The sequence below is a fragment of the Streptomyces sp. NPDC050147 genome, assembly GCF_040660195.1.
In the GTDB taxonomy this organism is placed as follows: Bacteria; Actinomycetota; Actinomycetes; order Streptomycetales; family Streptomycetaceae; genus Streptomyces.
In genome coordinates this window covers 300,646-325,016 of the sequence record NZ_JBFALJ010000001.1, presented here as the reverse complement: position 1 = coordinate 325,016, position 24,371 = coordinate 300,646, and the positions used below count along the sequence as shown (strand labels likewise).

Sequence of the window (24,371 nt, the reverse complement as noted above, 5' to 3'; positions counted from 1 at the left end):
GGACCGGAACGGTCAGCCGCGACGGCCGGGGACGGTCAGCCGCTACAGCCCGCGACGGTCAGCCGCGGTAGCCCAGGACCGTCATCATTCCTGCCTCCGAGTGGTACACGTTGTGACAGTGGATCATCCACAGGCCCGGGTTGTCGGCCTCGAAGTCCACGGTCAGGGTGCCGTTCGGCAAGACGACCGCGGTGTCCTTGCGGGGGCCGCCCGCCGCGTTCGCCAGGGCGAACGTGTGGCCGTGCAGGTGGACCGGGTGCCACATCGCCGTCGAGTTGGCGAAGACCAGGCGGACCCGCTCGCCCGCGCGGACCGGGTGGCGGCGGTCGGGGGAGTAGGGGCTCTTGTCGAAGGCCCAGTCGTACTTCGCCATACCGCCGGTCAGTCGCAGCCTGATCGTACGGTCCGGCTTACGGGCCGGGAGGGCCACCGACCGTGCCGCCCGGAGCTTGTCGGCCGTCAGAAGGCGGCCCTTCAGCTCCTTGGGGCGCGTGGCGGGAGCGGGCGCCGCGCCGCCGCCCGTGCGCAGGATCGCGAGTGCCGCCGCCTTCTTGCCCTCGGCCGCCGCGGTCAGCGGGAAGGCGCCGTCCTTGGCGGTGACCAGGACGTCATAGCGCTCGCCCATGCCGAGCAGCAGTGCGTCCGTCTTCGCGTGCTCCACCGGGAAGCCGTCCGTGTGCGTCACGGTCATCTCGTGGCCGCCGAGCGCCACCCGGAAGGCCGTGTCCCCGCCCGCGTTGATGATGCGCAGGCGGATGCGGTCGCCGGGGCGGGCCTTGAACGAGGACGGGGCGTCCGGTGTGCGGCCGTTGATCAAGTAGTGCGGGTAGGCCACGTCTCCCGCGTCGCCGCCCAGCAGGTCGCTCCTGGCGCCCATCATCATGCGGGAGGGGGCGCTCGACGTCGCGGAGGGATTCGGCGTCGCGGCCGTGCGCAGCGCCATGCCGGACATGTCGTGGCCGCCGTGGTCCATGCCGCCCTCGCCGGAGCTGCCTCCTTCCTCGCCGTCGCCGCCCATGTCATGCCCGCCCATGCCCTTGCTGAGCTCGGCGAGCACGGCGTCCGGGGCGGAACCGTCCACCCCGTCGACCCAGTCGTCCAGGACGACGACCCACTCCTTGTCGTACCGCAAGGGCTCCTCGGGGTCCTCGACGATCAGTGGTGCGTACAGGCCGCGGTCCTGCTGGGTGCCCGAGTGGGGATGGAACCAGTACGTCCCCGGGTGCGGCACCGCGAAGCGGTAGGTGAAGTCCGCGCCGGGTTTGACGGCCCTCTGGGTCAGGCCGGGGACGCCGTCCATGTCGTTGCGCAGCGCCAGGCCGTGCCAGTGCAGGGACGTGGCCTCGGGGAGGTGGTTGGCGAGCGTGAGGGCGAGGGTGTCACCCGCGGTGACGCGGACCTCCTTGCCGGGGAGCCGGTCGCCGTACGCCCAGGTCCTGACCGTGCGGCCACCGAGGTCGAGCCTGGCCGCCGTGGCCGTGAGCTTCACCTCGCGGACCGTGCCGCCGCCGGCTCGCTTCTTCTCCGCGGCGGCGACTTCCTTGCCGGCGGGGTCGACATAGCCCTCGGGCTCGGAGCCGCCGCCGTGCCCGGCGTGTCCGGAGTCCGCGCCGGAGCCGGTGCAGGCTGTCAGGATTCCCGTACCGGCGACGGCTGTCACGGCGCCGAGCAGGGCACGGCGCGAAGGGGTGCGCAGGGGGTGAGTGCGCAGGGGTTGAGTGCGCATGGCTGAGTACACCTCGTCGTAGTGGTGCGTGCGAATGGGCGCATCTGCCGCCTCTGACGCGCCGCTCGACGCCCGGCGGTTCCCATCGAGGTCCCACCAGGACGCGGGCAGCGTGAAGCAGCCGGTGCGCCGGCCTAAATGCGCAGCACCGAGAGACGGGAGAGGAGTATGCGGGGCGGCGGCTCGGCCCGCGGCCCGCCGAGCAGCCGGGCGAACGGACGCGTGGGGACGACGAAGCCGCCGGGACGCAGCAGGCCCGCCTTCAGGAGCAGTACGAGGACGAGTGCGGTGAGGACCGCGAGGCAGACGGACAATGGGTCCATCCCGTCCATCCCGGCCGGGGCGTCCACGGCTGCCGCCACGCGCGCGTGGCCGGTGACTCCGGGCATGCCCGGCGGTGCTGAGTCGCGCACGCTCATCTCACGCTGCCCGGCAGCCTTTTCGGACCCGCTCGGGAGGCCCGACGCGTGGCCTGTCGTAGAGCGCGACATGTGCTGCGGCGGGTTACCCGTCGCAGGGTGCGACATGTGCTGCGACGAGTGGCCCGTCGCGGTGCTCGGCACCTGGTTCGGCGAGTGGTCCGTCGCGGTGCTCGACACCTGGCTCGACAAGTGGCCCGTCGCAGGACTCGACGCGTGACCCGTCGGGTGGCCCAGCGTATGCATCGTCACGATGCCGAAGAGCAGGGCGGCGAGCAGCAGGAGCTGCCTGCCGTTCACTGATCTCCTCGTGGCCGCCATGGACGAAATCTTACCCCCGGCGGGTATGGGACGACATGCGGACCCCCGGTGCTCCACTGATCATGAATCTATGACAAGTACGGACAAAGCCGGGCGCGGAGTGGTGATCGCGGACGGCGGGGGCGCGCGTGCCGTCGCCGTCTAGCGCCGTCCGCCCCGCCGCGCCGACCACACGGACGAAGCCCTGCCCCGCCCGTGCTCGCACTCGCACTCGCGCCGTCACCGTAGCGGCGCTCCTGACGCTCGGCGCGGTCGCCTACAGCACATGGCTCCTCGAAGCCTTCCTCGGCACGGGACTGTCGCCGCTGAGTTCGTACGTCAGCGAACTCGGAGCCCGGGACCAGCCGTACGGCACGCTCTTCCGCACGGCCGACCTGACAGCGGGGCTGCTCGTCCTCGTGGGCGCGGCCGGCGCCCTGCTATGGCTGCCGCGTCGGTGGAGCACGGTCGTGGGGTGGGCAGGGCTCGCCCTGTTCGGGGCTGCCACCGCGGTCGACTCCCGGCTGCCGCTGAGCTGCGCGCCGACCGCCGACGCGGCCTGCGTGGCCAGGGAGCGGGCGGGGCTCGTCCCCACGGCGCACGCGGCGCATGCGGTGAGCAGCAGTGTCGCGGTGGCAGGGGCGCTGGTGGCGCTGGTGGCGCTGACGTTCGCGGCGCGCAGGCACGGGCTCCTGCCGCCCCTCGCGGGCAGCCTCGGCCCGCTCGTCGTACTCCTCGAACTAGCCGCGACCGCCTGGACCTTGACCGCGATCGCCGCCTTCGACGCCGGGCACGGCACGTGGGCGCTGGGGGCGGGGCAGCGGTTCCAGGTACTGCTGATCGCCGTCTGGCTGGGGCTGCTCGCGCGTGCGGTGGTGCGGCGCGGGTGAGTTTCGTACGGATCGGGGGAGTGCCGCATCACGTGCGGGTGACGGGGCGCGGGCCGGTGTGCGTGCTGAGCGCGGGGCTCGGGCTCGCGTGGTTCGACTGGGACGCGGTGGTGGAGCGCCTCGCCCCGTGGCGGACCGTCGTGCGCTTCGACCGGCCGGGGGCGGGGCTGAGCGGGCACGCGCGCGTGGCGCCCACGCTCGCGGGCGAGGCGGAGCGGATCGCGCGGATGCTGGACGCGCTGGGCCTCGCCGGAGCGGCCACCGTGGTGGGGCACTCCCTCGCGGGCTTCCACTGCGAGGCGTTCGCCCGCCTCTTCCCGGGACGTACGGCGGGCCTGGTCCTGGTCGACTCCAGCGTCGAGGAACAGCCGAGGGTGCGGGTCCCGCGCCGCCTCCGGGTCGGGGTGGCCCGGGCGAGCGGGGCGGTACTGGGCGCGGTGGGGCTGCCGCGGGCGATGGGGCCCTCGGCGCGGAGGCTGGCGGTGCGGGGTGACGGGGCGTCGGCGGGTGCGGTGAGGCAGGTGTACGGGGCGAGCCGGGTGCTGCGGGGCGCGCTGCTGGAGTACGCGACGTACGGCGACCTGGCGATCGAACTCACCGCCTTGCGCCGGGAGTCCCCCCTCCGCGAAGGCCTCCCTGTGACGGTACTTGCGGCGTACTCGCGCTCCACGACGACCTGGCTCACCCGGCAGCGGAATCTCGCCGCGTCACTCGAAGCGACCTTCCGCGTGGCGAGTCCCTCGGGGCACCTCGTCATGCGGGACGCTCCCGGGGCCTTGGCGGAGGCGATTCTCGGCACCGCCCACTGAAGCAACATGGGCCCGCCGCTGCGCGACGGCTCTCTCCCGCTCACGTGGCAGCGGGTCCGCGCCCGCCCGGTTGTCCGGCAGGGGTGGGTGTTTGGGTGCGTGGTCGGCTGTCGGTGGTCTCTGGCCGCCGCTTTGCGGCGGGTTTTTCCCGCCCACCCGCCCGGTTGCCCGGCAGGGGTGGGCGTTTGGGTGCGTGGTCGGCTGCCGGTGGTCTCTGGCCGCCGCTTCGTGGCGGATCTTTCCCGCCCACCCACCCGATTACCCCGCGGTGCGCGTTCCGCCGCCGCACTCCTGCCTGGCGCACGCGGATCACGCAAGCGGCCACCTCGCCGATGCGGGGCAATCGGGTGGGTGGGCGGGAGACACCCGCCGCGAAGCGGCGGTTCAGGGGATACCGCCGGGTCACTGGGGAGCGGCGTGTCTCCATGCTCGGGGATACTGCCGGGTCACTGCAGAGTGGCGTACCTCCGGGCCCGGGACTCGCCGAGTCACAAGGCAGCGGCGTACCCTCAGGCTCCCCGGCCCCGCCGAGTCACGAAGAACCGCAGCCCCCCGGGCCCCCGGCCCCGCCGAGTCACGAAGAACCGCAGCCCCCCGGGCCCCCGGCCCCGCCGAGTCACGAAGAACCGCAGCCCCCCCGGGCCCCCGGCCCCGCCGGGTCACGAAGAACCGCAGTCCCCCCGGGTCCCCCGGACCCCCCGCACGCTCTCCCGGATCACGATGTGCGTCCCCAGGAGATGCCTCTCCTGCCCTGCCCTGGGCGTCCCCGCCAGAGCGAGGCGGACCGCTGTGCGGCCCATTTCCTCCGCGGGGATGTGCACCGTCGTCAGGCCGGGGGTGATGTCCGCCGCCACCGGGTCGTCGTTGTAGCCGACCACCGAGATGTCCTCCGGGACCCGGAGCCCGTGCTCCCGCAGGGCGATCACCGTGGCCGCAGCCACCCTGTCGTCGCCCGCGAACACCGCGGTGAAGTCAGGCCGGCCGTCCGCCTTCTTGAGGAGGTCCTTGATCGCCTCGTACCCGTGATTCTGACCGAAGCCGATGCCGTGCAGGATCGCCTCCTCGCGCGGCACCCCGTGGTCGGCCAGCGCGCGCAGGTACCCCGCGACACGGTCCTCACCCGTGGTGTGGCCGGGCTGGTAGCCGATCAGGGCTATCTTGCGGTGCCCTGCGCCCAGCAGGTGGCTCGTGATCGCGTACGCGCCCGCCTCGTTGTCGTACTCGACGACCAGCGCGGGGACGTCCGGCGCCGGCGCGGGACGCCCGCACAGGACAAGCCGGGAGCCCGCCGCGGCGAGGGCCTCCGCGTACCGCGCCATCCGCTCGCGGTACTCGTCGTCCTCGACGACCCCGCCCACCAGGACCACCGCCTCCGCGGCCTGCTCACGCATCATCTGGACCAGGGCCAGTTCGCGGGCCGGATCGCTGTTCGTGGACGAGATCAGCGTGAGCCGCCCCCGCTGGGCGGCCTCCATCTCCACGCCCTGCGCGACGTGGGCGTAGAAGGAGCTCACCACGTCGAACATCAGCACCGCGATCGTCTTGCGGCCCGCACCCGCCAGCGCCCGCGCGTGCGCGTTCGCGACGTAGTCGAGGTCCTTGACGGCCCGCAGCACCTTCGCGCGTGACGCCGTCGACGTCGGGTAGTTGCCCGCGAGAACCCGCGAAACGGTCGCGACCGAGACGCCCGCCCGCGCCGCCACATCGCGGATGGTGACCCGCTCACCCACTGTTTCTCCCTCAAGTAGCAGAATCCGGGGCGGCGTTGCCCCACGGCAGCCCGTGCTCCACAGCTGCCCGCCCCGGACCATCATCCCGCGCCCGCGCCGGATCAGTGCGCGGCTTCGTACTCCTTCGCGAACTCCTCGCGTGCCTTCTCGCCGCCCTGCGTCTGCCACTTCTTGTAGACGGCGTCCCAGTCGGACAGCTTCTTGCGGCCCGAGACGATCGCCGTCACACCGTCCTCGATGACCTGCTGCATGGACGCGCCCTGGCGGTTGTACGTGTCCGACATCAGACCCCAGTGATCGTCCCGGACGAGGTTCGGCACGACCGCCTTCTGCCAGGTGTGCAGCCGCTTGGTCAGGTCGGGGAAGCCGGGGTAGTACAGCGGCTGCGGCGCGTCCATGAGGTAGGCGAAGGGGAGGTTCGTGCGGTTCTCCACCAGGCCGAGCGAGGTCGGGATCGGGTCGCCGTTCTTGTCGTACTCGAAATGCTTGCCCTCGACGCCCGAGTGCATCAGCTCGTACTCCTTGGAGCCGAAGGGGGACGCCAGCCAGTCCAGGACCCGCAGCATCAGCTTGACGCGGTCCTTGGACGCCTTCTTGATGACGGTGTAGCCGAAACAGCCGCGGTTCTGCTGGTAGACGGGCGTCGCGCCGTCCACCACGTACGGCACGGCGGCGTCAAGGGTGAACTCGTCCTTGATGCCCTGCGCGTTGGAGATGACAGCGCCCCAGCCGTCCGTCATCGAGCGGACCGTGCCGTTGTAGAACTGCGTCTTGAGGTCGACCTGGGAGATCGAGGTGGCGTCGGAGTTGTACGAGCCGGCCTTGCGCATCTTGGACATGTACTCCAGGGCGGCCTTGAACTCGTCGGTCCCGAACATGTCGGTGACCTTGCCGTTCTTGATCTGCCACTGGTTCGGCGCGCCGTGCCACATCGCGTGGTAGAGGTAGCCGAAGAAGCCGACCGAGGAGGCGCCGAGCGCGTACTTCTTGTCCCGCGAGGCCTCCCTGGCCATCGCCTGGAAGTCGGCCGCCGCCATGCCCGGCTGGTAACCCGCCTTGTCGAACGCCTCGCGGTTGATGAACATCGCGCCCTGCACCTTGGCGCGCTCGACCGGGAGGCCGTAGATGCGGCCCGCGACGCGGCCCATGCCCTCCCAGGCGTACGTGGGGATGTTGGCGAGGTTCGGGTAGTCCTTGACCGCGTCGCCGGACAGGTGCTCCGAAAGGTCCGCGCAGCGCGCCTTCACGAACTGCGACTCGCGCGGCAGGACGTACCCGCCACCGAAGTTGATCATGTCGGGCAGGTCGTCGCCGGACATCAGGGTGGACATCTTGGAGCGGAAGTCCGCGTCCGGCACGACCGAGAACTCGACCTCGACACCGAGGGCCTCGTTCATCGCCTGCCAGAACTTGTTCGATCCGACCGGCTTCGGCGGGGTGCCGTAGGTGATGGTCATGACCTTGATCTTCTGCTTGCCGGTGCCCGGCTTCTCGGCCGTCGCGGCGACCAGCTTCTGCGGGTACTCGGTGAACCCGGGCTGTACGCCCGCGGCGGACGGCGCGAGGTCGGGCTTGGGGCCCTTGGCGGGCGTGAACGTCGGCCAGGGCGCCGCCTTCTTGTCGGCGTTGCTGACCGAACCGCCACCACCCGAGCCGGTGGAGCAGGCGGTGAGCAGGGAGGGGGCCGCGACCGCGGCCCCGCCGACGGCTATGGAACGCAGCAGCGTACGGCGCGACATCGAGGAACCGGACACAGTGTCAACCTTTCGGAGTTTCGGGGGAGTTGGCTCAGCTCTTGATGGCGCCCGTGAGCACGCCCTTGGTGAAGTACTTCTGCAGGAAGGGATAGACGATCAGGATCGGCACGGTGGCGATCACCAGGACGGCCATCTGCATCGTCTGCGGGGCCGAGACGTTCGCGGCGTCGCTCAGGCCGGTGTCCGCGATCTGCGAGCCGCCCATGACGTACGTACGCAGCACCTGCTGGAGCGGCCAGTGGTCGGACTCCAGATAGATCGAGGCATGGAACCAGGCGTTCCAGTAACTCACCGCGTAGAAGAGGCCGACCACCGCGAGGGCCGCCTTGGAGAGCGGCAGCACGACCCGCCACAGGATCTGCCAGTCGTTCGCGCCGTCGAGCCGCGCCGCCTCGTACAGCTCTTCGGGTACACCCTGGAAGAAGCCGCGCAGGACGACCAGATTGAAGACGTTGATGAGGACGGGGACGATCAGGGCGCTGTAGCTCTCCAGCATCCCCGCCCCCTTGACCAGCAGGAACGCGGGGATCATGCCGGGCGGGAAGAGGAACGTGAACAGGACGATCAGCAGGATCGGCTTGCCGCCGTACACCTTGGGGCGGCTCAGCGCGTACGCCAGGAACGTGGTGCAGGCGAGGGAGGCGAGGGTGCCGATGACCGTGATGCCGGCGCTGACGCCGAGCGCCTTGGTGACGATGCCGCCCTCGAAGACCTGCTCGTAGGCGCGCAGGGTCGGGTGTGTCGGCCACAGGACCCAGCCGCCGTTCTCGATGACCTCGCGGTTGGAGGCGAACGAGGTCGAGACGATGACCAGGAACGGCACGAAGACCATGGCCAGGATGGTGACGATGGCCAGCGCCTTGGCCACCTGGGTGACCGGCTTCGGCTTCTCCATCCAGGAGGGGCGTACGGGGCGTACTGGGCGAGCGGAGTTTCCGGGGTGCGTGGGGCTTGGACGTCCGGGGCGTATCCCGGCGGTTTCCGTGCTCACTTGTAGACCCCCTGCTCGCCGAGGCGATGGGCGACCTTGTTGGCCGCGAAGACGAGAATCGCGCCGACCACGCCCTTGAACAGGCCCGCCGCCGCGGCGTATCCGGTGTCGCCGCCGACGATGCCCTGCCAGAAGACGAAGGTGTCGAGCACCTCACCGGCCTCGGGCCCCACCGACTGGCGTTGCAGCAGCATCTGTTCGAAGCCGACGGAGAGGATGTCGCCGAGCCGCATGATCAGCAGCAGGATGACGACCGGCCGGATCGACGGCAGCGTCACGTGCCAGAAGCGGCGCCAGGGACCCGCCCCGTCGATGGCGGCGGCCTCGTACTGCTGCTCGTCCACCTGCATCAGCGCGGCGAGGAAGATGATCGTGCCCCAGCCCGCGTCCTTCCAGACGACCTGCGCGACGACGAGCGCCGGGTAGGCGTCCGGGTTGCCGATGATGTCGACGGAGTGCAGGCCCGCCTGCCCGAGCACGGAGTTGAGAAGGCCGGTGTCGGCGAGCACCTGCTGGAAGAGGGCGACGACGATGACCCACGACAGGAAGTGCGGCAGATAGACCACCGACTGCACGAAGCGGCGCGTCAGGTCCGAGGTCAGGCTGTGCAGGAGCAGGGCGAGGCCGAGCGGAACCGGGAAGAAGAAGACCAGTTGGAGCACCGCGAGGAAGAGCGTGTTCCAGGTCGCGTGCCAGAAGTCCGGGTCGCCGAACATCCGGTCGAAGTTCTCGACGCCGACCCAGGGGCTGGCCCAGAGGCCGTCGAAGGGGACGTACTCCTTGAAGGCGACGGCGTTCCCGATGAACGCGCCGTAGTGGAACACCAGGAAGTACGCGACTCCCGGAGCCATGAGCAGCAGGAGGACTCGCGAGGAGTGAAACCGTTTCCATCGCTCATCACGCTCTGGTTTGTTGCCATTTGGCCTATTGCTGCGCTTGCCGGGCGGCTTCACCGCCTCGGTTTCCGTCCGGTCCTTCGTCACCGCTGACACGGCAGCCCCTCCGTTGTCGGAACAAGGTGACCGGAATCTAAAGCGGTTACTAACCCCGGTCAACCCCCTTGCCCCGGCGATCTCTTGACCACCGTCCCGACTTCGGCCTAGCCTCCAGGCGCTGTTGGGTAACCGGTTACTACGAGGGATGGTCACGCGTGGCAGACCAGGCAGAGTTGAGAGGCCGACCGAACGCGGTGCTCGCCATGAGCGCGGACGTGGCGCAACGGGTCTTCGCCCCCGACATCCGTGAACGGCTCGCCCGCAGCGTGGCGCTGGCGCCCACCCTGCTCACCGGGCCGCTCACCGGAGCCGAGGCGCTCGCGGTGCTCGCCGAGGCGGAGATCCTGGTCACCGGCTGGAACTGCCCGCCCGTCACGGCCGATGTCCTCGCCCGCGCCCCTCGGCTCCGGGTCCTGGTGCACGCGGCCGGATCGGTGAAACCCGTGGTGACGGACGCGCTGTGGGACCGGGACGTGGTGGTCTCGTCGGCGGCCGACGCCAACGCGGGGCCAGTCGTGGCCTACACGCTCGCCGCGATCACCTTCGCGGCGAAGGGCGCGCTGTCGACCGCGGCGGGGTACGCGGCGGGGTGGCCGCCCTTCGCCGAGCGGACCGGCGCCGACGCCCGCACCGTCGGCATCATCGGGGCGTCCCGCATCGGCCGCGGGGTCATCACCGCGCTGCGCGCGTCCGACGTGGGGTGGCGCGTCCTGCTCACCGATCCGTACGTCACCGGGGAGGAGGCGGCCGGACTCGGCGTGGAACTGGTCGAACTCTCGGAACTGTGCCGCCGCAGCTCGATCGTGAGCGTCCACGCGCCCCAACTCCCGCAGACGCGGGGCATGGTGAGCGAGGAGATGCTGAAGCTGATCCCGGACGGCGGCACGGTCATCAACACGGCACGCGGCTCACTCGTCGACACGGAGGCGCTGGCCAGGGAGTGCGGGGCGGGGCGCCTGGACGCCTTCCTGGACGTGACGGACCCGGAGCCGCTGCCCGCCGGACATCCCTTGCTGGTGCTGCCGAACGTACTGGTGACTCCCCATGTCGCCGGGGCGCAGGGCAGCGAGGTGCGCAGGCTGGGGGAGTTCGCGGTGGGGGAGGTGGAACGGTATCTGGCGGGGGCGCCTTTGCGGGGGCGGCTCCGGAGGGAGGAGCTTGCGCGGCTGGCGTAGGGCGGTTGCCGGCCCCTGGGCCCTGCTGGTTCGGCCCTGCTTGCCCCCCCCCGGGTGCTGCTTGCTCCGGGTGCTGCTTGCCCCCGGGTAGTGCTTGTCCCGGGTAGTGCTTGTCCCGGATCCTGCTTGTCCCGGGTCCCTGCTCACCCGGGTTTGCGTCCCCGCATCACCGGCTGCGCCGAGCTCGTCCTCAAACGCCGGACGGGCTGAAACTCGCCGACCGGGCCGAGAGCCGCTGGCTGAGGCGACACTTCACCAGCCGAACCACCTCGCCCCGACCGCAACCGAAACTCTCCCGACCGCAGCCGAGCCGAACCCCCGGCCGAAGGCGCCCCTACCGCAGCCGAAACTCGCCCCGACCGAAAGCGCCCCCGCCCGAAAGCAACAGTCCCGCCGCCCCCCCCGGCCCGGAGCTACGGCTTCGCGCCCCGCGCTCTCAGCAGGTCCGTCATCAGCTTGATCTCTGACTCCTGCGACTCCACCATCCCCCGCGCGAGCCGCACCTCCGCCCCCACCTCGCACCGGTCCACACACCCCTCGGCCATGTGGACCCCGCCCTTGTGATGCTTGATCATCAGTTGCAGGTAGCGCACCTCGGCGGCCCGCCCGTTCAGCTCGCCGAGCTTCTTCAGCTCCGTGTTCGTCGCCATCCCCGGCATCAGGGCGCCGTCCTCACCCGGCGGCATGTCCCCCATGCCCATCCACTCCATCGGACCCTTCTCGGGCACCTTCGGCAGCTCCCACAGGTCGAGCCAGCCGAGCAGCATGCCCCGCTGGTTCGCCTGGGTCTGGGCGATGTCGTACGCGAGGCGACGGATCTCCTCGTCCTTCGTGCGGTCGCGCACGATGTACGACATCTCCACGGCCTGCTGGTGATGCGTCGCCATGTCCCGGGCGAAGCCGGCGTCGGCCGACTCCGTCGTGGGGGAGGACGTGCCGGACGAGCCGTCCGACGACGCGACCGCGACCGTGATCCCGCCGGCGGCCACGGCGACCGCGGCGACGGCCCCCACCACCCAGCGGGAGCGCCGCCTCACTGCGACTTGCCGCCCGTGCAGGCGGCCCCCGGCTCAGGGGTCTGCTTGCCCTGCACGTAGGTGGAGAAGAAGGAGTCGACCTTCGGGTCGGACGCGCCGGTCACCGTGCGCTGGTGGCCCCAGGCCGTCAGCGTGATCGGGTCCTTCTGGTCCTTGACGGGACTCATCATCGAGTACGGCGTCTGCTTGACCTTCGCCTCCAGCTTCTTCAGGTCCGCTGCCTTCGCCTTGTCGTTGTACGTCACCCAGACCGCGCCGTGCTCCAGGGAGTGCACGGCATGGCGGTCCGGGAGCTCGTCCTTGTAGACGTCGCCGTTGCAGTTCATCCACGCCTGGTCGTGGTCGCCGCCCACCGGCGGGGTCATCGCGTAACTGACGTCCTTGGTGACGTGCGTGCGGCCCAGCTTCTTCGCGTCCCAGACCTTCTCGCCGTCCGCGGTCGTCCGAAACGTCGGCGCGGACTTCGCGTCGGCGGCCGAGTCGGAGTCGTCGGACTTCTGGAAGAGGACGACACCGCCCACGGCGAGCGCGGCGACCACCACCGCGCTCAGGGTGATCGTGATGACGCGGCCACGGCGGTCGCGTGCGCGCTCTGCCCGGCGCATCTCCTCTATTCGGGCCTTGCGGGACGAGCTGCTCGTGTTCTTGGCGGAACCCATGATGTGTCCTTCGGCGATGCGGCGATACGACGGAAAGGGCGGGACGCGCGTTGCGGAACAGTGTGGAGCGGTTCGCTGATCGTAATGGGCGAGCCCGGCTGGCTGTAGGGCCAGTCTGAGCCGCCCGCTGTTACGGGCGCGCCGATCAACAGGCACTATGGGCACAGGGCGGCACATGGCCCGCAACGTGCTCGAAACGGTGTGGTGGGATGCTCATGTGCCCCGATGTGTCCCCGGACGAGAACACGGCGTGAACACAGCGCGAGCAAAGGCGCGGACGCAGGCGGCCTGACCAGCAAGGATGGGTGGAAGCGGAAGATGGACAAGCAGCAGGAATTCGTGCTCCGGACACTTGAGGAGCGCGACATCCGGTTCGTACGCCTGTGGTTCACGGATGTCCTCGGCTTCCTGAAATCGGTCGCGGTGGCTCCCGCGGAGCTGGAGCAGGCCTTCGACGAAGGCATCGGCTTCGACGGCTCGGCGATCGAGGGTTTCGCCCGGGTGTACGAGTCGGACATGATCGCCAAGCCGGACCCCTCCACCTTCCAGGTGCTGCCCTGGCGCGCGGAGGCCCCGGGCACGGCCCGCATGTTCTGCGACATCCTGATGCCGGACGGCTCGCCGTCCTTCGCGGACCCGCGTTATGTCCTCAAGCGCGCCCTGGCGAAGACCTCCGACCTCGGGTTCACCTTCTACACCCACCCCGAGATCGAGTTCTTCCTCCTGAAGGACAAGCCGCTGGACGGCTCGCGACCCACCCCCGCCGACAACTCCGGCTACTTCGACCACACCCCGCAGAACGTCGGGATGGACTTCCGCCGCCAGGCGATCACGATGCTCGAATCCATGGGCATCTCGGTCGAGTTCAGCCACCACGAGGGCGCCCCCGGCCAGCAGGAGATCGACCTCCGTTACGCGGACGCGCTCTCCACGGCCGACAACATCATGACGTTCCGCCTGGTCATGAAGCAGGTCGCGCTGGAGCAGGGGGTCAACGCGACCTTCATGCCCAAGCCCTTCTCCGAGCACCCGGGCTCGGGCATGCACACGCACCTCTCCCTCTTCGAGGGCGACCGCAACGCGTTCTACGAGTCCGGCTCCGAGTACCAGCTCTCCAAGGTCGGCCGCTCCTTCATCGCGGGCCTGCTGCGGCACGCCGCGGAGATCTCCGCCGTCACCAACCAGTGGGTGAACTCCTACAAGCGCATCTGGGGCGGCTCGGAGCGCACGGCGGGCGCGGGCGGCGAGGCACCCTCGTACATCTGCTGGGGCCACAACAACCGCTCGGCGCTGATCCGCGTCCCGATGTACAAGCCCGGCAAGACCGGCTCGGCACGGGTGGAGGTCCGCTCGATCGACTCGGGCGCGAACCCGTACCTGACGTACGCGGTGCTGCTGGCCGCGGGCCTCAAGGGCATCGAGGAGGGCTACGAACTCCCGCCGGGCGCCGACGACGACGTGTGGGCCCTGAGCGACGCCGAGCGCCGCGCGATGGGCATCGAGCCGCTGCCGCAGAACCTGGGCGAGGCGATCGCGCTGATGGAGCGCTCGGAGCTGGTCGCCGAGACGCTCGGCGAGCACGTGTACGACTTCTTCCTGCGCAACAAGAAGCAGGAGTGGGAGGAGTACAGGTCAGAGGTCACGGCCTTCGAGCTGCGGAAGAATCTTCCGGTGCTGTAGGGCCTCTGCAAGGGGCGCGGGGAACTGCGTGCTCAGCTCACGAAAGGCCGCAGACGCATCTGCCAGGTTGCTCGGCAGATGCGTCTGCGGCCTTTTTGTGGTTGCTCGCGCAGCTCCCCGCGCCCCTTACGGGGCGCTGACGATCGCTTCCCGCAGCGGCGTCTTCGCCCGAACCGTGTACTCCTGGATCGCCCAGCCGTTGCCGTCCGGGTCCTTGAAGTACATGAACGTCCCGCCGTCCTGCGGCGCGTGCGCCACCGGCTCCGAGACGTCCAGGCCGCGCGCGGTCAGCTCGGCGTGCGCGGCCTTCGCGTCGGCGACGCACAGCTGGAGGCCCTGGTAGGAACCGGGGGCCGGGGTCGGTCCGTCCATCGTGTCCCAGAGGGTGTCCGCCAGGGCGATGGAACAGCCGGATCCCGGCGGGGTCAGCTGGACGATGCGCATGCCCGGCATGACCTCCGTGTCGATGTCGACGTGGAAGCCCAGCTTGTCGCGGTAGAACTCCTTGGCCCGGTCGACGTCACTGACGGGGAGCGGGATGACCTCGAGTGTGTATTCCATGGGCCGAGTAGATCAGGGCTCACGGCCCCTGTCAGCGTTCCGCCACACCCCGCGTCACCGCTCGGAAAGCGGAGTTGGCGCCTCCTGCACCGACCGGCTCGGCCCGCGCCGCCACCCGGGGCGACCACGCTGTCGGTCGGGTCCCCTCGGTGGCTTGTCAGGCCTCTTCTCAGGCCTCTTCTCGTGTGTCCGTGAAGCGCCAGCGCGTCTGGCTGAACGGTTCGCCCTTGCCGAAGCCGAACGCGGTGCGGGGGGCCACCTCGAAGACGTACGCGTGGCCGGGGCCGTGGTGGAAGCAGCCGTCCCGCACCTCGTAATGCCAGAAGCTGCCGTACTTGTCCTCCCAGGCCACCGCGAGGCGCCGCAGCCTGTCCTCGTCGGTGATCCGGACCGCGGCGCCCTCGACGACCAGGTCGTGGCCCTTGTCCCAGAGGTTGACGCCCGTGGTCAGGACGGTCTCGGGGTTGGCCGCCAGATTCCGGGCCTTGCGCTCCTGCGGGCCCGTGCAGAAGTACAGCGCGCCGTCCAGCCAGACCGCGGGGAGCGGGGTGACGTGCGGGCGCCCGTCGGGGCGTACGGTCGAGATCCAGAAGAGCTCGGCCGCCTTGAGCTGCCGCACGGCGTCGGACCACGAGGTGGCGACGGCCCCCGCACTGCTGTACCGGGCATCGAGTTCCGTACGGGGTTCCTTGCTCGGCATGGTCCGCCTCCTGAAGTCGCCATCGATGCTCCGTCCAAGTACGGACTCCGAGCGCGGGCAGAACTCATCGGTCAGGCCGTAGGCTCGGGCCAGGAATGATCGAACGGAGGCGCGGGGATGACGGTGCCGCAAGGGCGCAGAAGCAGTACGTTCACGCGGCTGCTGCGGCATGGCTTCACCGATCCGTCCGCGGCGGAGCGGCTGCTCGGCGCCCCGGAGCTGTCCGCGGTGCGGTCCGGCCCGGTGCTCCTGGACGCCCTCGGCGCCGTCGCGGACCCGGACCTGGCACTTCTGGGCCTCGTACGCCTGGTCGAGGGCCAGCCCGACGACACCAGCCGCCAGGAGCTGCTCGACACCCTGGTCAGCGCCAAGCCGCTGCGTGACCGGCTGCTCGGCGTGCTCGGCGCGTCGGAGGCCCTCGCCGACCACCTGGCCCGGCATCCCCGCGACTGGCAGGCCCTGGTCACGTACGAACTGGCCGACCTGCACCCCGGCGTCGAGGAGTTCGAGCGCGGCCTCGCCGATGCCACCGACCCGGTCTCGCTCCGCGTCTCCTACCGCCGCTGCCTGCTGGCCATAGCGGCCCGTGACGTCTGCGGCACCACCGACCTGGCCGAGACGGCCGCCGAGCTCGCGGACCTCGCCACCGCGACCCTGCGCGCCGCGCTCACCATGGCCCAGCGAGACGCCCCCGAGGACGCCGCGCTGTGCAGGCTCGCCGTCATCGCGATGGGCAAGTGCGGTGGCCACGAGCTGAATTACGTGTCGGACGTCGACGTCATCTTCGTCGGTGAGCCCGTGGAGGGCACGGACGCCGCGGACGAGGCCAAGGCGATCCAGGCCGCCACCCGGCTCGCCTCGCACATGATGCGGATCTGCTCGGAGACCACGGTCGAGGGCACCATCTGGCCGGTGGATGCCAACCTCCGCCCGGAGGGCCGCAACGGCCCCCTGGTGCGCACCCTCAGCAGCCACCTCGCCTACTACCAGCGCTGGGCCAAGACCTGGGAGTTCCAGGCGCTGCTCAAGGCCCGCCCGGTCGCCGGTGACCTGGAGCTCGGCGCCGCGTACGTCGAGACCCTCGCGCCCCTGGTCTGGCACGCCGCCGAGCGCGACAACTTCGTGCCGGACGTGCAGAAGATGCGCCGCCGCGTCGTGGAGAACATCCCGGCGGGGGAGGTGGACCGCGAGGTGAAGCTGGGCCCCGGCGGGTTGCGGGACGTCGAATTCGCCGTGCAGCTCCTGCAGTTGGTGCACGGCCGCGGTGACACCTCGATCCGCAGCGGCTCGACCCTGGCGGCCCTGGAGGCGCTCGCCGCCGGCGGCTATGTGGGGCGGGTGGACGCGGTCCAGCTCGACGACGCCTACCGCTTCCTGCGCTCCCTGGAGCACCGCATCCAGCTCTTCAAACTGCGGCGCACCCATCTGATCCCGGAGGACGACGCGGACCTGCGGCGCATCGGCCGCTCCCTGGGCATGCGCACGGAGCCGATCACCGAGCTGAACCGCGCGTGGAAGCGGCACACCTCGGTCGTGCGCCGCCTGCACGAGAAGCTCTTCTACCGCCCGCTCCTGGACGCCGTGGCCCAACTGGCCCCCGTAGAAACCAGGTTGAGCACGGAAGCCGCTCGCGAACGCCTGGTGGCTCTCGGCTACCACGACCCATCGGCCGCCCTGCGTCACCTGGAGGCCCTCGCGTCGGGCGTCACCCGCAAGGCAGCCATCCAGCGCACCCTGCTGCCCGTCCTCCTCGGCTGGTTCGCGGACTCGGCGGACCCGGACGCGGGCCTCCTGAACTTCCGCAAGGTGTCGGACGCCCTCGGCAAGACCCCCTGGTATCTGCGGCTCCTGCGCGACGAGGGGGCGGCGGCCGAGAACCTGGCCCGCGTCCTGTCCGCCGGGCGCCTGGCCCCCGATCTCCTCCTGCGCGCCCCCGAAGCGGTGGCCCTGCTCGGCGACCAGCGCGGCCTCGAACCGCGCGACCACGCCCACCTGGAGCAGGAGGTCCTGGCCGCGGTGGGCCGCGCGGACGGCGCCGAACAGGCCGTGACGGCGGCGCGGGGCGTGCGCCGCCGCGAGCTGTTCCGTACGACGGCGGCGGACATCATCGGCTCGTACGGCACGGAGGAGAAACCCGTGGCCGCCGATCCCGGCGCCCTCCTCGACCGGGTGGGCGACGCGGTCTCCGACCTCACGGCGGCCACCATCGCGGGAACCCTGCGCGCGGTGGTCCGCGAGGGCTGGGGCGACACGCTGCCGGTGCGGTTCGCGGTGATCGGCATGGGCCGCTTCGGCGGCCATGAACTGAGTTACGGCTCGGACGCGGACGTCCTGTTCGTCCATGAGCCGCGCGAGGGCGTCGGCGAGCAGGAGGCGGCGAAGGCGGCCGCCCAGGTGGTCTCCGAGATGCGCAGGCTCCTCCAACTCCCCACCGCCGACCCGCCGTTGCTGATCGACGCGGACCTGCGCCCGGAGGGCAGGAGCGGCCCGCTGGTGCGCACCCTCGGCTCGTACGAGGCCTACTACCGCCGCTGGTCAATGGTCTGGGAGTCCCAGGCGCTGCTGCGGGCCGAGCCGGTCGCGGGCGACGCCGAGCTGGGCCGGGCCTTCATCGAGCTCGTGGACCCGATGCGCTACCCGGCGCAGGGGCTGCACGAGGACGCCGTCCGCGAGATCCGCCGCCTGAAGGCCCGCATGGAGGCGGAGCGCATGCCGCGCGGCGCCGACGCCACCCTGCACACCAAGCTGGGCCGCGGCGGCCTCTCGGACGTCGAGTGGACCGTCCAGCTCATGCAGCTGACCCACGGCTGGGCCGAACCGGGCCTGCGTACGACCCGCACCCGTCAGGCCCTCGCCGCGGCCTGCGCGGCCGAGCTGATCCCGACCGAGGAGGCGGCGATCCTCGACGAGGCGTGGGTCCTTGCCGCCCGGGTGCGCAACGCGGTGATGCTGGTACGCGGCCGGGCCGGCGACACGTTCCCCTCGGACGGGCGGGAACTGGCGGCGGTCGGCCGGTATCTGGGATACGACCCCGGCCATGTGGGAGACATGCTCGACGACTACCGAAGGACCACACGCAGGGCACGGGCCGTGATGGAGGAGAGGTTCTACGGGTCGTAGAGGACCGCGCTCAGGCCTTGAACCTGGCCCTGACCTTGGCCGGCAGGAGCGAAGGCCGGTCCTCCTGCGGCGCGACGTCTCGCGGCAGCCTCTGCGGCATCGCCCCGTACCACGCCCAGGCCACCGCGATGCCGAACGCCAGGCAGATCATGCCGCCCACCGCGTCCAGCCAGAAGTGGTTGGCGGTGGCCACGATCACCACCAGCGTCGCCGTGGGGTAGAGCAGGCCGAGGATCTTCGCCCACGGCGCCGAGGCCAGAGCGAAGATCGTCAGGCCGCACCACAGGGACCAGCCGATGTGCATCGACGGCATCGCCGCGTACTGGTTCGACATGTGCTTGAGGTCGCCCGAGGCCATGGAACCCCAGGTCTGGTGGACCAGGACCGTGTCGATGAAGTCGTGGCCGTTCATCAGGCGCGGGGGAGCCAGGGGATACAGGTAGTAACCGAGCAGGGCCACCGCCGTGGTCGCGAAGAGTACGGTGCGCGTGGCCGCGTAACGTCCCGGATGGCTGCGGAACAGCCAGACGAGGACACCGAGAGTCACCACGAAGTGCAGCGTCGCGTAGTAGTAGTTCATGCCGACGATGAGCCATGTCACCGAGTTCACGGCGTGGTTGACGCTCTGTTCCACGGCGATCCCGAGGTGCTGCTCCGCCTGCCAGATCCAGTCGGCGTTGCGCAGGGCCTGGGACTTCTGTTCCGGCACCGCGTTCCGGATCAGGGAGTACGTCCAGTAACTCACCGCGATCAGGAGGATCTCGAACCAGAGCCGGGGGCGCCGGGGCGTGCGGAGGCGACGCACGAATGTCCGCCCATTGCGGTCTTCCTGCTCGCCCGCGATGGGTGATGTGGTGGGCCGCTGCTGGCCTTCCAGTGTCGTCACAGTCATCTCACCCATAGGCACAGAGTCTGCCAGATACCGACCCTTCGACCGATCATCCCAAGGTCTGGTTCGGGTCGCATTCTCTACGCCCTACGGACGAGTCCGTCCCCGAGGGGCGGAGGCGGTTGAACCTCGAACGACCAGCTCCGGCATGAAGACGAATTCGCTGTGCGGCGCGGGGGTGCCGCCGATCTCCTCCAGGAGCGTTCGCACCGCCGCCTGCCCCATCGACGGAACGGGCTTGCGCACCGTGGTCAGGGGCGGATCGGTGAACGCTATCAGCGGGGAGTCGTCGAACCCCACCACCGATATGTCGTCCGGGACCTCGAAGCCGCGCTGCCGTGCCATCCGTATCGCCCCCAGGGCCATCATGTCGCTCGCGCACACCACCGCCGTACAGCCGCGGTCCATCAGCGCGGACGCCGCGGCCTGCCCGCCCTCCAGCGTGTACAGCGAGTGCTGGACGAGCTCCGACTCGATCTCCTCGGGGGTCAGTGCCAGCTGGTCCTGCACCGTGCGTACGAAGCCCTCGATCTTCCGCTGTACCGGCACGAACCGCTTGGGGCCGAGGGCGAGTCCGATGCGTGTATGACCCAGGGAGACGAGGTGGGTGACGGCGAGGCGCATCGCCGCCCGGTCGTCCGGTGAGATGAAGGGCGCCTGCACCTTGGGGGAGAAGCCGTCCACCAGGACGAACGGCACGCCCTGCGCGCGCAGCTGCTCATAGCGCTGCATGTCGGCGGAGGTGTCCGCGTGCAGGCCCGAGACGAAGATGATGCCGCAGACGCCGCGGTCCACGAGCATCTCCGTCAGCTCGTCCTCCGTGGAGCCGCCCGGTGTCTGGGTGGCGAGGACCGGCGTGAAGCCCTGCCGGGTCAGGGCCTGCCCGATGACCTGGGCGAGCGCGGGGAATATCGGGTTCTCGAGCTCCGGCGTGATCAGCCCGACCAGGCCCGCGCTGCGTTGGCGCAGCCGCACCGGGCGTTCGTAGCCGAGCACGTCGAGTGCGGCAAGCACTGACTGACGGGTGGCCCCGGCGACGCCCGGTTTGCCGTTGAGCACCCGGCTGACCGTCGCCTCGCTGACCCCCGCCTGCGCTGCGATGTCGGCCAGTCGCGCGGTCACAGGATTGGACTGTACCGGTCACATCTCAGGCTGCCCACCAGACCGTTGAATCCGCGGGGAGGATCGTCGCGTCGGTGCCGGGCTCGGCGTCGGCGCTCGACACGAGCACGGTGCCGGGGGTGGGGACGGCGACGGGGCCGGCGGTGAGGTTCACCGTGCAGACCACCGCACCGCGCGGGGACGTGCGGCGGAAGGACAGGACGCCCTCGGGAGCGTCGAGCCACTCCAGGTCGCGGCCGGCGCCGAGCGCCGGATGCTCGCGGCGCACGGCGAGCGCGCGGCGGTAGAACTCCAGGGTCGACGCGGGGTCGCCCTCCTGCGCCTCGACCGAGAGGTCCTTCCACTCCGCGGGCTGCGGCAGCCAGCTCGGGCCGCCCTCGACCGGCCCGAAGCCGAACGGCGCCCGCTCCCCGGACCAGGGCAGCGGCACCCGGCACCCGTCCCGCGTCCCGTCCTGTCCCGTGCTGCGGAAGAACGCCGGGTCCTGGCGCACCTCGTCCGGCAGTTCGGTCACCTCGGGCAGGCCGAGCTCCTCGCCCTGGTAGATGTAGGCCGAGCCGGGCAGGGCCAGCATCAGCAGCGTGGCGGCCTTCGCCCGGCGCAGACCGCGTGCCGCGTCGCCGTCCGCGAGGCGGGTGGAGTGGCGTACGACGTCGTGGTTGGACAGCACCCAGGTGGCGGGCGCCCCCACGGCGTTCATCGCGACGAGGGAGCGGTCGATGACGGCACGCAGCGCGCCCGCGTCCCAACCGGTCGTCAGATACTCGAAGTTGAACGCCTGATGCAACTCGCCCGGGCGCAGATACCGCGCGCTGCGCTCCACCGTCGGCGTCCACGCCTCGGCGACGGCGATCCGCTCGCCCGCGTACTCGTCGAGGATCTGCCGCCAGTCGCGGTAGATCTCGTGCACGCCGTCCTGGTCGAAGTAGGGGACGGACTGCATGCCCAGCAGCTTCACCTGTTCCTCGTGGCCGATGTCGGGCAGACCCGCGGCCTTGACAAGCCCGTGGGCCACGTCGATGCGGAAGCCGTCGATGCCGAGGTCCAGCCAGTAACGCAGGACGGAGCGGAACTCGTCGCGCACCGCAGGGTGATCCCAGTTGAAGTCGGGCTGCTCGGGCGCGAAGAGGTGGAGGTACCACTCGCCGTCCGACACCCGCGTCCAGGCGGGACCGCCGAACACGGACTCCCAGTCGTTGGGCGGCAGTTGGCCGTCCTCGCCCTTGCCGGCCCGGAAGTGGAAACGTTCGCGCAGCGGCGACCGCCTGCCGTCGCGCAGCGCCTGCCTGAACCACTCGTGCTGGTCCGAACAGTGGTTCGGCACCAGGTCGACGATCACCCGCAGGCCGAGCGCGTGCGCTTCCCGTACGAGATCGTCGGCGTCCGGCAGGGAGCCGAACATGGGGTCGACCGCGCGGTAGTCGGCCACGTCGTACCCGGCGTCGGCCTGCGGCGACGCGTAGAACGGGGAGAGCCAGACGGCGTCCACGCCGAGCCGGTGGAGGTAGGGGAGGCGGGACGTGACGCCCGGCAGATCGCCCATGCCGTCGCCGTTTCCGTCGGCGAAGCTGCGTGGATAGACCTGGTAGATGACGGCATCGCGCCACCACTCGTGGCGCGCGGAGCCGTCGGCCGATGCGTCTGCGGGAAGGGCGGTGGTGACGTGCTGGGTCATGAAGTCCTCGGGAGTACGGGGGCGGGCGGCACTTTGTTGAACGCCGCGCGGAAGGTGAAGGTCACGAGGATGTCCTCCTCACCAGTGGTGTGCTGTCCGGGTGGCCCGCGGATCGCCCGTCGAGGAGACGCGGAGCCCGTGCCGCGAGCCGCTGGCGACGCGTGCGGTCGGCCGCGGGCATCGAGAAGGGCAGCGAGAAGGGCATCGGGCCCGCCGCCACGCTCTTCACGCAGGCCGAAGCCAGAAATTCTACTGCCGGGCACGCCGCGTGTGAGGGCTGATCGCCGACCTCCACCGGTCCGGGTAGTACTGCCGCGGTCTTCTCCCGGCGTGCGCCGCAGCGCGCTAACTTGATGAGGCAGGCACGAGTCGGCCTGCCCCGTTTTGCGCCGAGGGGCTGTCCCGCGTGAGCGTCAAGGGCAAGGCAGTGAGCACAGTGAGTACGGTTCTGGTGGTCGACGATGCGCCCGCCAGCAGGTACGCGCTGAGCGCCGTCCTGCGCAGGGACGGCCACCGCGTCCTGCTCGCCGCGAGCGCGAGCGAGGCGCTCATCGAACTCGACGTGCGGATGCGGGCCGGTGATCTGCCGGACGTCGCGCTCGTCGACGTGGGGCTGCCCGACATGAGCGGCTATGAACTGTGCCGCCGCATGAAACAGTTGCCGCCCATCGCCGGCCTGCCCGTCGTCCACTTCTCGGCGGCGGCCCGCCCGCCGGCCGACCGGTGCCGGGGACTCGACGCGGGCGGCGAGTCCTACCTGACGGTGCCCGCGGAACCCGAGGAGATCCAGGCGGTCGTACGGGCCGCCGCGCGCGGGGCCCGTTCCCGCACTGACGCCCAACTCAAGGCCGGACGGCTCGCGTTGCTCGCCGGGACGATTCTGGCCGTGCAGTCCGCACGCTGTCTCGGCGAGCTGGCGGACGCGGCGGCCACCGGCACGGAACGGCTCACCGAGTGCCCCGCGACGGTGTTCGTGCTCGGCGGGGACGGAGAGATCCACCGGGGGCTCTCCCGGCGCCGGGCCGCCGCCTCGCTGCCGGACCCCGAGGCGCACGACGCGGTGGCACGGCTGATGCGGCGCGTGATGTCGGGGCGTACGGGCGTGCGCCGTACGGTCGTGCCCGCCCCGCTGTGGCCCGCGGGATTCTTCCGCTCGGTGGGAGGCGCCGGGCAGTGGGGCGAAGGGGGTCCGGAGGAGGCCGAGATCGTCCTCGCCCGCCTCGGCGAAGGGCGCACGCTCGTGTGCCTCGCGACGCCCTCGTACCGGGAGGGCCTCTGTGACGAGACGGGACACCTCGTCGAGCGGCTCGCCCACGCCACCGCGCTGGCCGCGGAACCGCTGCAGATGTACGAGAAGGAGCGCCATGTCGCGCTGACCCTCCAGCGCAGCTTTCTGCCGTCGAGGCTGCCGGAGCTGCCCGGCACGGACGTCGTCGTCCGCTATGAACCCGCGTCGCGCCAGGCGGAGATCGGTGGTGACTTCTACGCGGCGCTTCCCACGCCCGCCGGCGTCCTGACCGGCATCGGTGACGTCGTCGGGCATTCACTGGAAGCGGCCACCGTGATGGTCGAGATCCGGCACGCGCTGCGCGCGTACTGCGTCGAGGACCCCGACCCCGGCGCGCTCGCCGTACGCCTCGACCGGATGCTGCAGCACTACCACCCGGGCGTGACGGCCACGATGTGCCTGAGCCTGATCGAACCGGCCACCGGACGCGTCCGGATCGCCAACGCGGGTCACATCCCGCCGATCGTGGTGCGGGACGAGGGCACGGCCGGGTACGTCGACGTGCGGGGGCCGCTGCTCGGCCTTGGCCTCTCCCGGCCGCGGCCGAGCGAGTTGGTGCTGCGACGGAGCGAGCGACTGCTGATGGTCACGGACGGGCTCATCGAGACGCGGGGCATGGATCTCGCGGTGTCGATGGAGCAGCTGCGGATCGCGGCGGCGGGCGCGCCGCGGGGCGTCGCCGACCTGTGCGACACGCTCCTCGCGTGCTTCGGCCACGAACGCGAGGACGACATCGCGCTCCTCGCGCTGCGCAGGACGAACTGACCCTGACGCCGCCCGGCGTCCTGCGCCGGGCCGGGCCGGGAAAATCAACCGTCGCACGGACCTGTACCCGTGCGCCTACCCGT

The 24,371-nt window shown here is 70.9% G+C and carries 19 protein-coding genes; 6 read left to right on the top strand and 13 right to left on the bottom strand.

Going from position 1 to position 24,371, the window contains the following annotated elements; genetic code table 11:
* Window positions 1-58: 58 nt before the first annotated feature.
* Window positions 59-1,696, bottom strand: coding sequence for a multicopper oxidase family protein (locus tag AB0I94_RS01455; protein WP_363307722.1), 1,638 nt, complete (start codon window positions 1,694-1,696; stop codon window positions 59-61).
* A gap of 164 nt (window positions 1,697-1,860) precedes the next feature.
* The gene (locus tag AB0I94_RS01450) at window positions 1,861-2,139 is read right to left on the bottom strand and encodes a hypothetical protein (protein ID WP_363307319.1); all 279 of its coding nucleotides are present in this window, start codon (window positions 2,137-2,139) and stop codon (window positions 1,861-1,863) included.
* A gap of 563 nt (window positions 2,140-2,702) precedes the next feature.
* Between AB0I94_RS01450 and AB0I94_RS01445 the strand changes: the two genes are divergently transcribed.
* Window positions 2,703-3,335: a DUF998 domain-containing protein gene (locus tag AB0I94_RS01445; RefSeq protein WP_363307721.1), complete on the top strand. Its 633-nt coding sequence runs from the start codon at window positions 2,703-2,705 to the stop codon at window positions 3,333-3,335.
* Entirely contained in the window at window positions 3,332-4,144 is an 813-nt protein-coding gene (locus AB0I94_RS01440) for an alpha/beta hydrolase (RefSeq protein ID WP_363307318.1), read from the top strand. Before AB0I94_RS01445 ends, AB0I94_RS01440 begins: the two co-directional genes overlap by 4 nt.
* Window positions 4,145-4,803: 659 nt before the next feature.
* Here AB0I94_RS01440 and AB0I94_RS01435 read toward each other — a convergent pair.
* The 4 genes from AB0I94_RS01435 to AB0I94_RS01420 form a co-directional block, all read right to left on the bottom strand.
* Window positions 4,804-5,874, bottom strand: coding sequence for a LacI family DNA-binding transcriptional regulator (locus tag AB0I94_RS01435; RefSeq protein WP_363307317.1), 1,071 nt, complete (start codon window positions 5,872-5,874; stop codon window positions 4,804-4,806).
* Between the two features lie 101 nt (window positions 5,875-5,975).
* Window positions 5,976-7,613, bottom strand: coding sequence for an extracellular solute-binding protein (locus AB0I94_RS01430; RefSeq protein ID WP_363307316.1), 1,638 nt, complete (start codon window positions 7,611-7,613; stop codon window positions 5,976-5,978).
* Window positions 7,614-7,662: 49 nt separating this feature from the next.
* Window positions 7,663-8,526, bottom strand: a complete 864-nt coding sequence (locus tag AB0I94_RS01425; RefSeq protein ID WP_363307315.1) for a carbohydrate ABC transporter permease — start codon at window positions 8,524-8,526, stop codon at window positions 7,663-7,665.
* A gap of 92 nt (window positions 8,527-8,618) precedes the next feature.
* On the bottom strand, window positions 8,619-9,473 hold the full coding sequence (locus AB0I94_RS01420) for an ABC transporter permease subunit (RefSeq protein ID WP_363307314.1): 855 nt from the start codon (window positions 9,471-9,473) through the stop codon (window positions 8,619-8,621).
* 347 nt (window positions 9,474-9,820) lie between these two features.
* Between AB0I94_RS01420 and AB0I94_RS01415 the strand changes: the two genes are divergently transcribed.
* Window positions 9,821-10,792, top strand: a complete 972-nt coding sequence (locus AB0I94_RS01415; protein WP_363307720.1) for a hydroxyacid dehydrogenase — start codon at window positions 9,821-9,823, stop codon at window positions 10,790-10,792.
* Between the two features lie 413 nt (window positions 10,793-11,205).
* Here the strand turns inward: AB0I94_RS01415 and AB0I94_RS01410 are convergent, their stop codons facing one another.
* Window positions 11,206-11,829, bottom strand: coding sequence for a DUF305 domain-containing protein (locus AB0I94_RS01410; RefSeq protein ID WP_363307313.1), 624 nt, complete (start codon window positions 11,827-11,829; stop codon window positions 11,206-11,208).
* The gene (locus tag AB0I94_RS01405) at window positions 11,826-12,488 is read right to left on the bottom strand and encodes a DUF3105 domain-containing protein (RefSeq protein ID WP_363307312.1); all 663 of its coding nucleotides are present in this window, start codon (window positions 12,486-12,488) and stop codon (window positions 11,826-11,828) included. Before AB0I94_RS01405 ends, AB0I94_RS01410 begins: the two co-directional genes overlap by 4 nt.
* 318 nt (window positions 12,489-12,806) lie before the next feature.
* Between AB0I94_RS01405 and AB0I94_RS01400 the strand changes: the two genes are divergently transcribed.
* The gene (locus AB0I94_RS01400; RefSeq protein ID WP_361200875.1) at window positions 12,807-14,168 is read left to right on the top strand and encodes a glutamine synthetase family protein; all 1,362 of its coding nucleotides are present in this window, start codon (window positions 12,807-12,809) and stop codon (window positions 14,166-14,168) included.
* Between the two features lie 126 nt (window positions 14,169-14,294).
* On the opposite strand, the gene AB0I94_RS01395 is transcribed toward AB0I94_RS01400, so the two are convergent.
* Window positions 14,295-14,729 (bottom strand): VOC family protein, encoded by a 435-nt coding sequence (locus tag AB0I94_RS01395; RefSeq protein ID WP_363307311.1) that lies wholly within the window; start codon window positions 14,727-14,729, stop codon window positions 14,295-14,297.
* Between the two features lie 169 nt (window positions 14,730-14,898).
* Window positions 14,899-15,429 carry a pyridoxamine 5'-phosphate oxidase family protein gene (locus tag AB0I94_RS01390; RefSeq protein ID WP_363307310.1) on the bottom strand — a complete coding sequence of 177 codons (531 nt, stop codon included), beginning with the start codon at window positions 15,427-15,429 and terminating at the stop codon, window positions 14,899-14,901.
* Window positions 15,430-15,546: 117 nt separating this feature from the next.
* On the opposite strand from AB0I94_RS01390, the gene AB0I94_RS01385 reads away from it, so the two are divergent.
* Entirely contained in the window at window positions 15,547-18,549 is a 3,003-nt protein-coding gene (locus tag AB0I94_RS01385) for a bifunctional [glutamine synthetase] adenylyltransferase/[glutamine synthetase]-adenylyl-L-tyrosine phosphorylase (protein WP_363307309.1), read from the top strand.
* A 10-nt stretch (window positions 18,550-18,559) separates the two neighbouring features.
* On the opposite strand, the gene AB0I94_RS01380 is transcribed toward AB0I94_RS01385, so the two are convergent.
* From AB0I94_RS01380 to AB0I94_RS01370, 3 genes are all read right to left on the bottom strand, one after another.
* Window positions 18,560-19,450 carry a phosphatase PAP2 family protein gene (locus AB0I94_RS01380; RefSeq protein ID WP_363307308.1) on the bottom strand — a complete coding sequence of 297 codons (891 nt, stop codon included), beginning with the start codon at window positions 19,448-19,450 and terminating at the stop codon, window positions 18,560-18,562.
* A 75-nt stretch (window positions 19,451-19,525) separates the two neighbouring features.
* Window positions 19,526-20,560 carry a LacI family DNA-binding transcriptional regulator gene (locus AB0I94_RS01375; protein WP_363307307.1) on the bottom strand — a complete coding sequence of 345 codons (1,035 nt, stop codon included), beginning with the start codon at window positions 20,558-20,560 and terminating at the stop codon, window positions 19,526-19,528.
* 25 nt (window positions 20,561-20,585) lie between these two features.
* Complete coding sequence (locus AB0I94_RS01370; protein WP_363307306.1) at window positions 20,586-22,235, bottom strand: glycoside hydrolase family 13 protein; 1,650 nt, start codon at window positions 22,233-22,235, stop codon at window positions 20,586-20,588.
* 427 nt (window positions 22,236-22,662) lie between these two features.
* Here AB0I94_RS01370 and AB0I94_RS01365 point away from each other — a divergent pair, with 427 nt between their 5' ends.
* Window positions 22,663-24,288: a SpoIIE family protein phosphatase gene (locus tag AB0I94_RS01365; RefSeq protein WP_363307305.1), complete on the top strand. Its 1,626-nt coding sequence runs from the start codon at window positions 22,663-22,665 to the stop codon at window positions 24,286-24,288.
* Window positions 24,289-24,371 lie beyond the last annotated feature (83 nt).

Bases quoted from the DNA above. Each gene is read 5' to 3' on its own strand.
- AB0I94_RS01420 (WP_363307314.1), bottom strand. From the start codon at position 9,473: ATGGCTCCGGGAGTCGCGTACTTCCTGGTGTTCCACTACGGCGCGTTC.
- AB0I94_RS01405 (WP_363307312.1), bottom strand. From the start codon at position 12,488: ATGGGTTCCGCCAAGAACACGAGCAGCTCGTCCCGCAAGGCCCGAATA.
- AB0I94_RS01430 (WP_363307316.1), bottom strand. From the start codon at position 7,613: ATGTCGCGCCGTACGCTGCTGCGTTCCATAGCCGTCGGCGGGGCCGCG.
- AB0I94_RS01400 (WP_361200875.1), top strand. From the start codon at position 12,807: ATGGACAAGCAGCAGGAATTCGTGCTCCGGACACTTGAGGAGCGCGAC.
- AB0I94_RS01385 (WP_363307309.1), top strand. From the start codon at position 15,547: ATGACGGTGCCGCAAGGGCGCAGAAGCAGTACGTTCACGCGGCTGCTG.
- AB0I94_RS01425 (WP_363307315.1), bottom strand. From the start codon at position 8,526: ATGGAGAAGCCGAAGCCGGTCACCCAGGTGGCCAAGGCGCTGGCCATC.
- AB0I94_RS01390 (WP_363307310.1), bottom strand. From the start codon at position 15,429: ATGCCGAGCAAGGAACCCCGTACGGAACTCGATGCCCGGTACAGCAGT.
- AB0I94_RS01380 (WP_363307308.1), bottom strand. From the start codon at position 19,450: ATGGGTGAGATGACTGTGACGACACTGGAAGGCCAGCAGCGGCCCACC.
- AB0I94_RS01415 (WP_363307720.1), top strand. From the start codon at position 9,821: ATGAGCGCGGACGTGGCGCAACGGGTCTTCGCCCCCGACATCCGTGAA.
- AB0I94_RS01395 (WP_363307311.1), bottom strand. From the start codon at position 14,729: ATGGAATACACACTCGAGGTCATCCCGCTCCCCGTCAGTGACGTCGAC.
- AB0I94_RS01370 (WP_363307306.1), bottom strand. From the start codon at position 22,235: ATGACCCAGCACGTCACCACCGCCCTTCCCGCAGACGCATCGGCCGAC.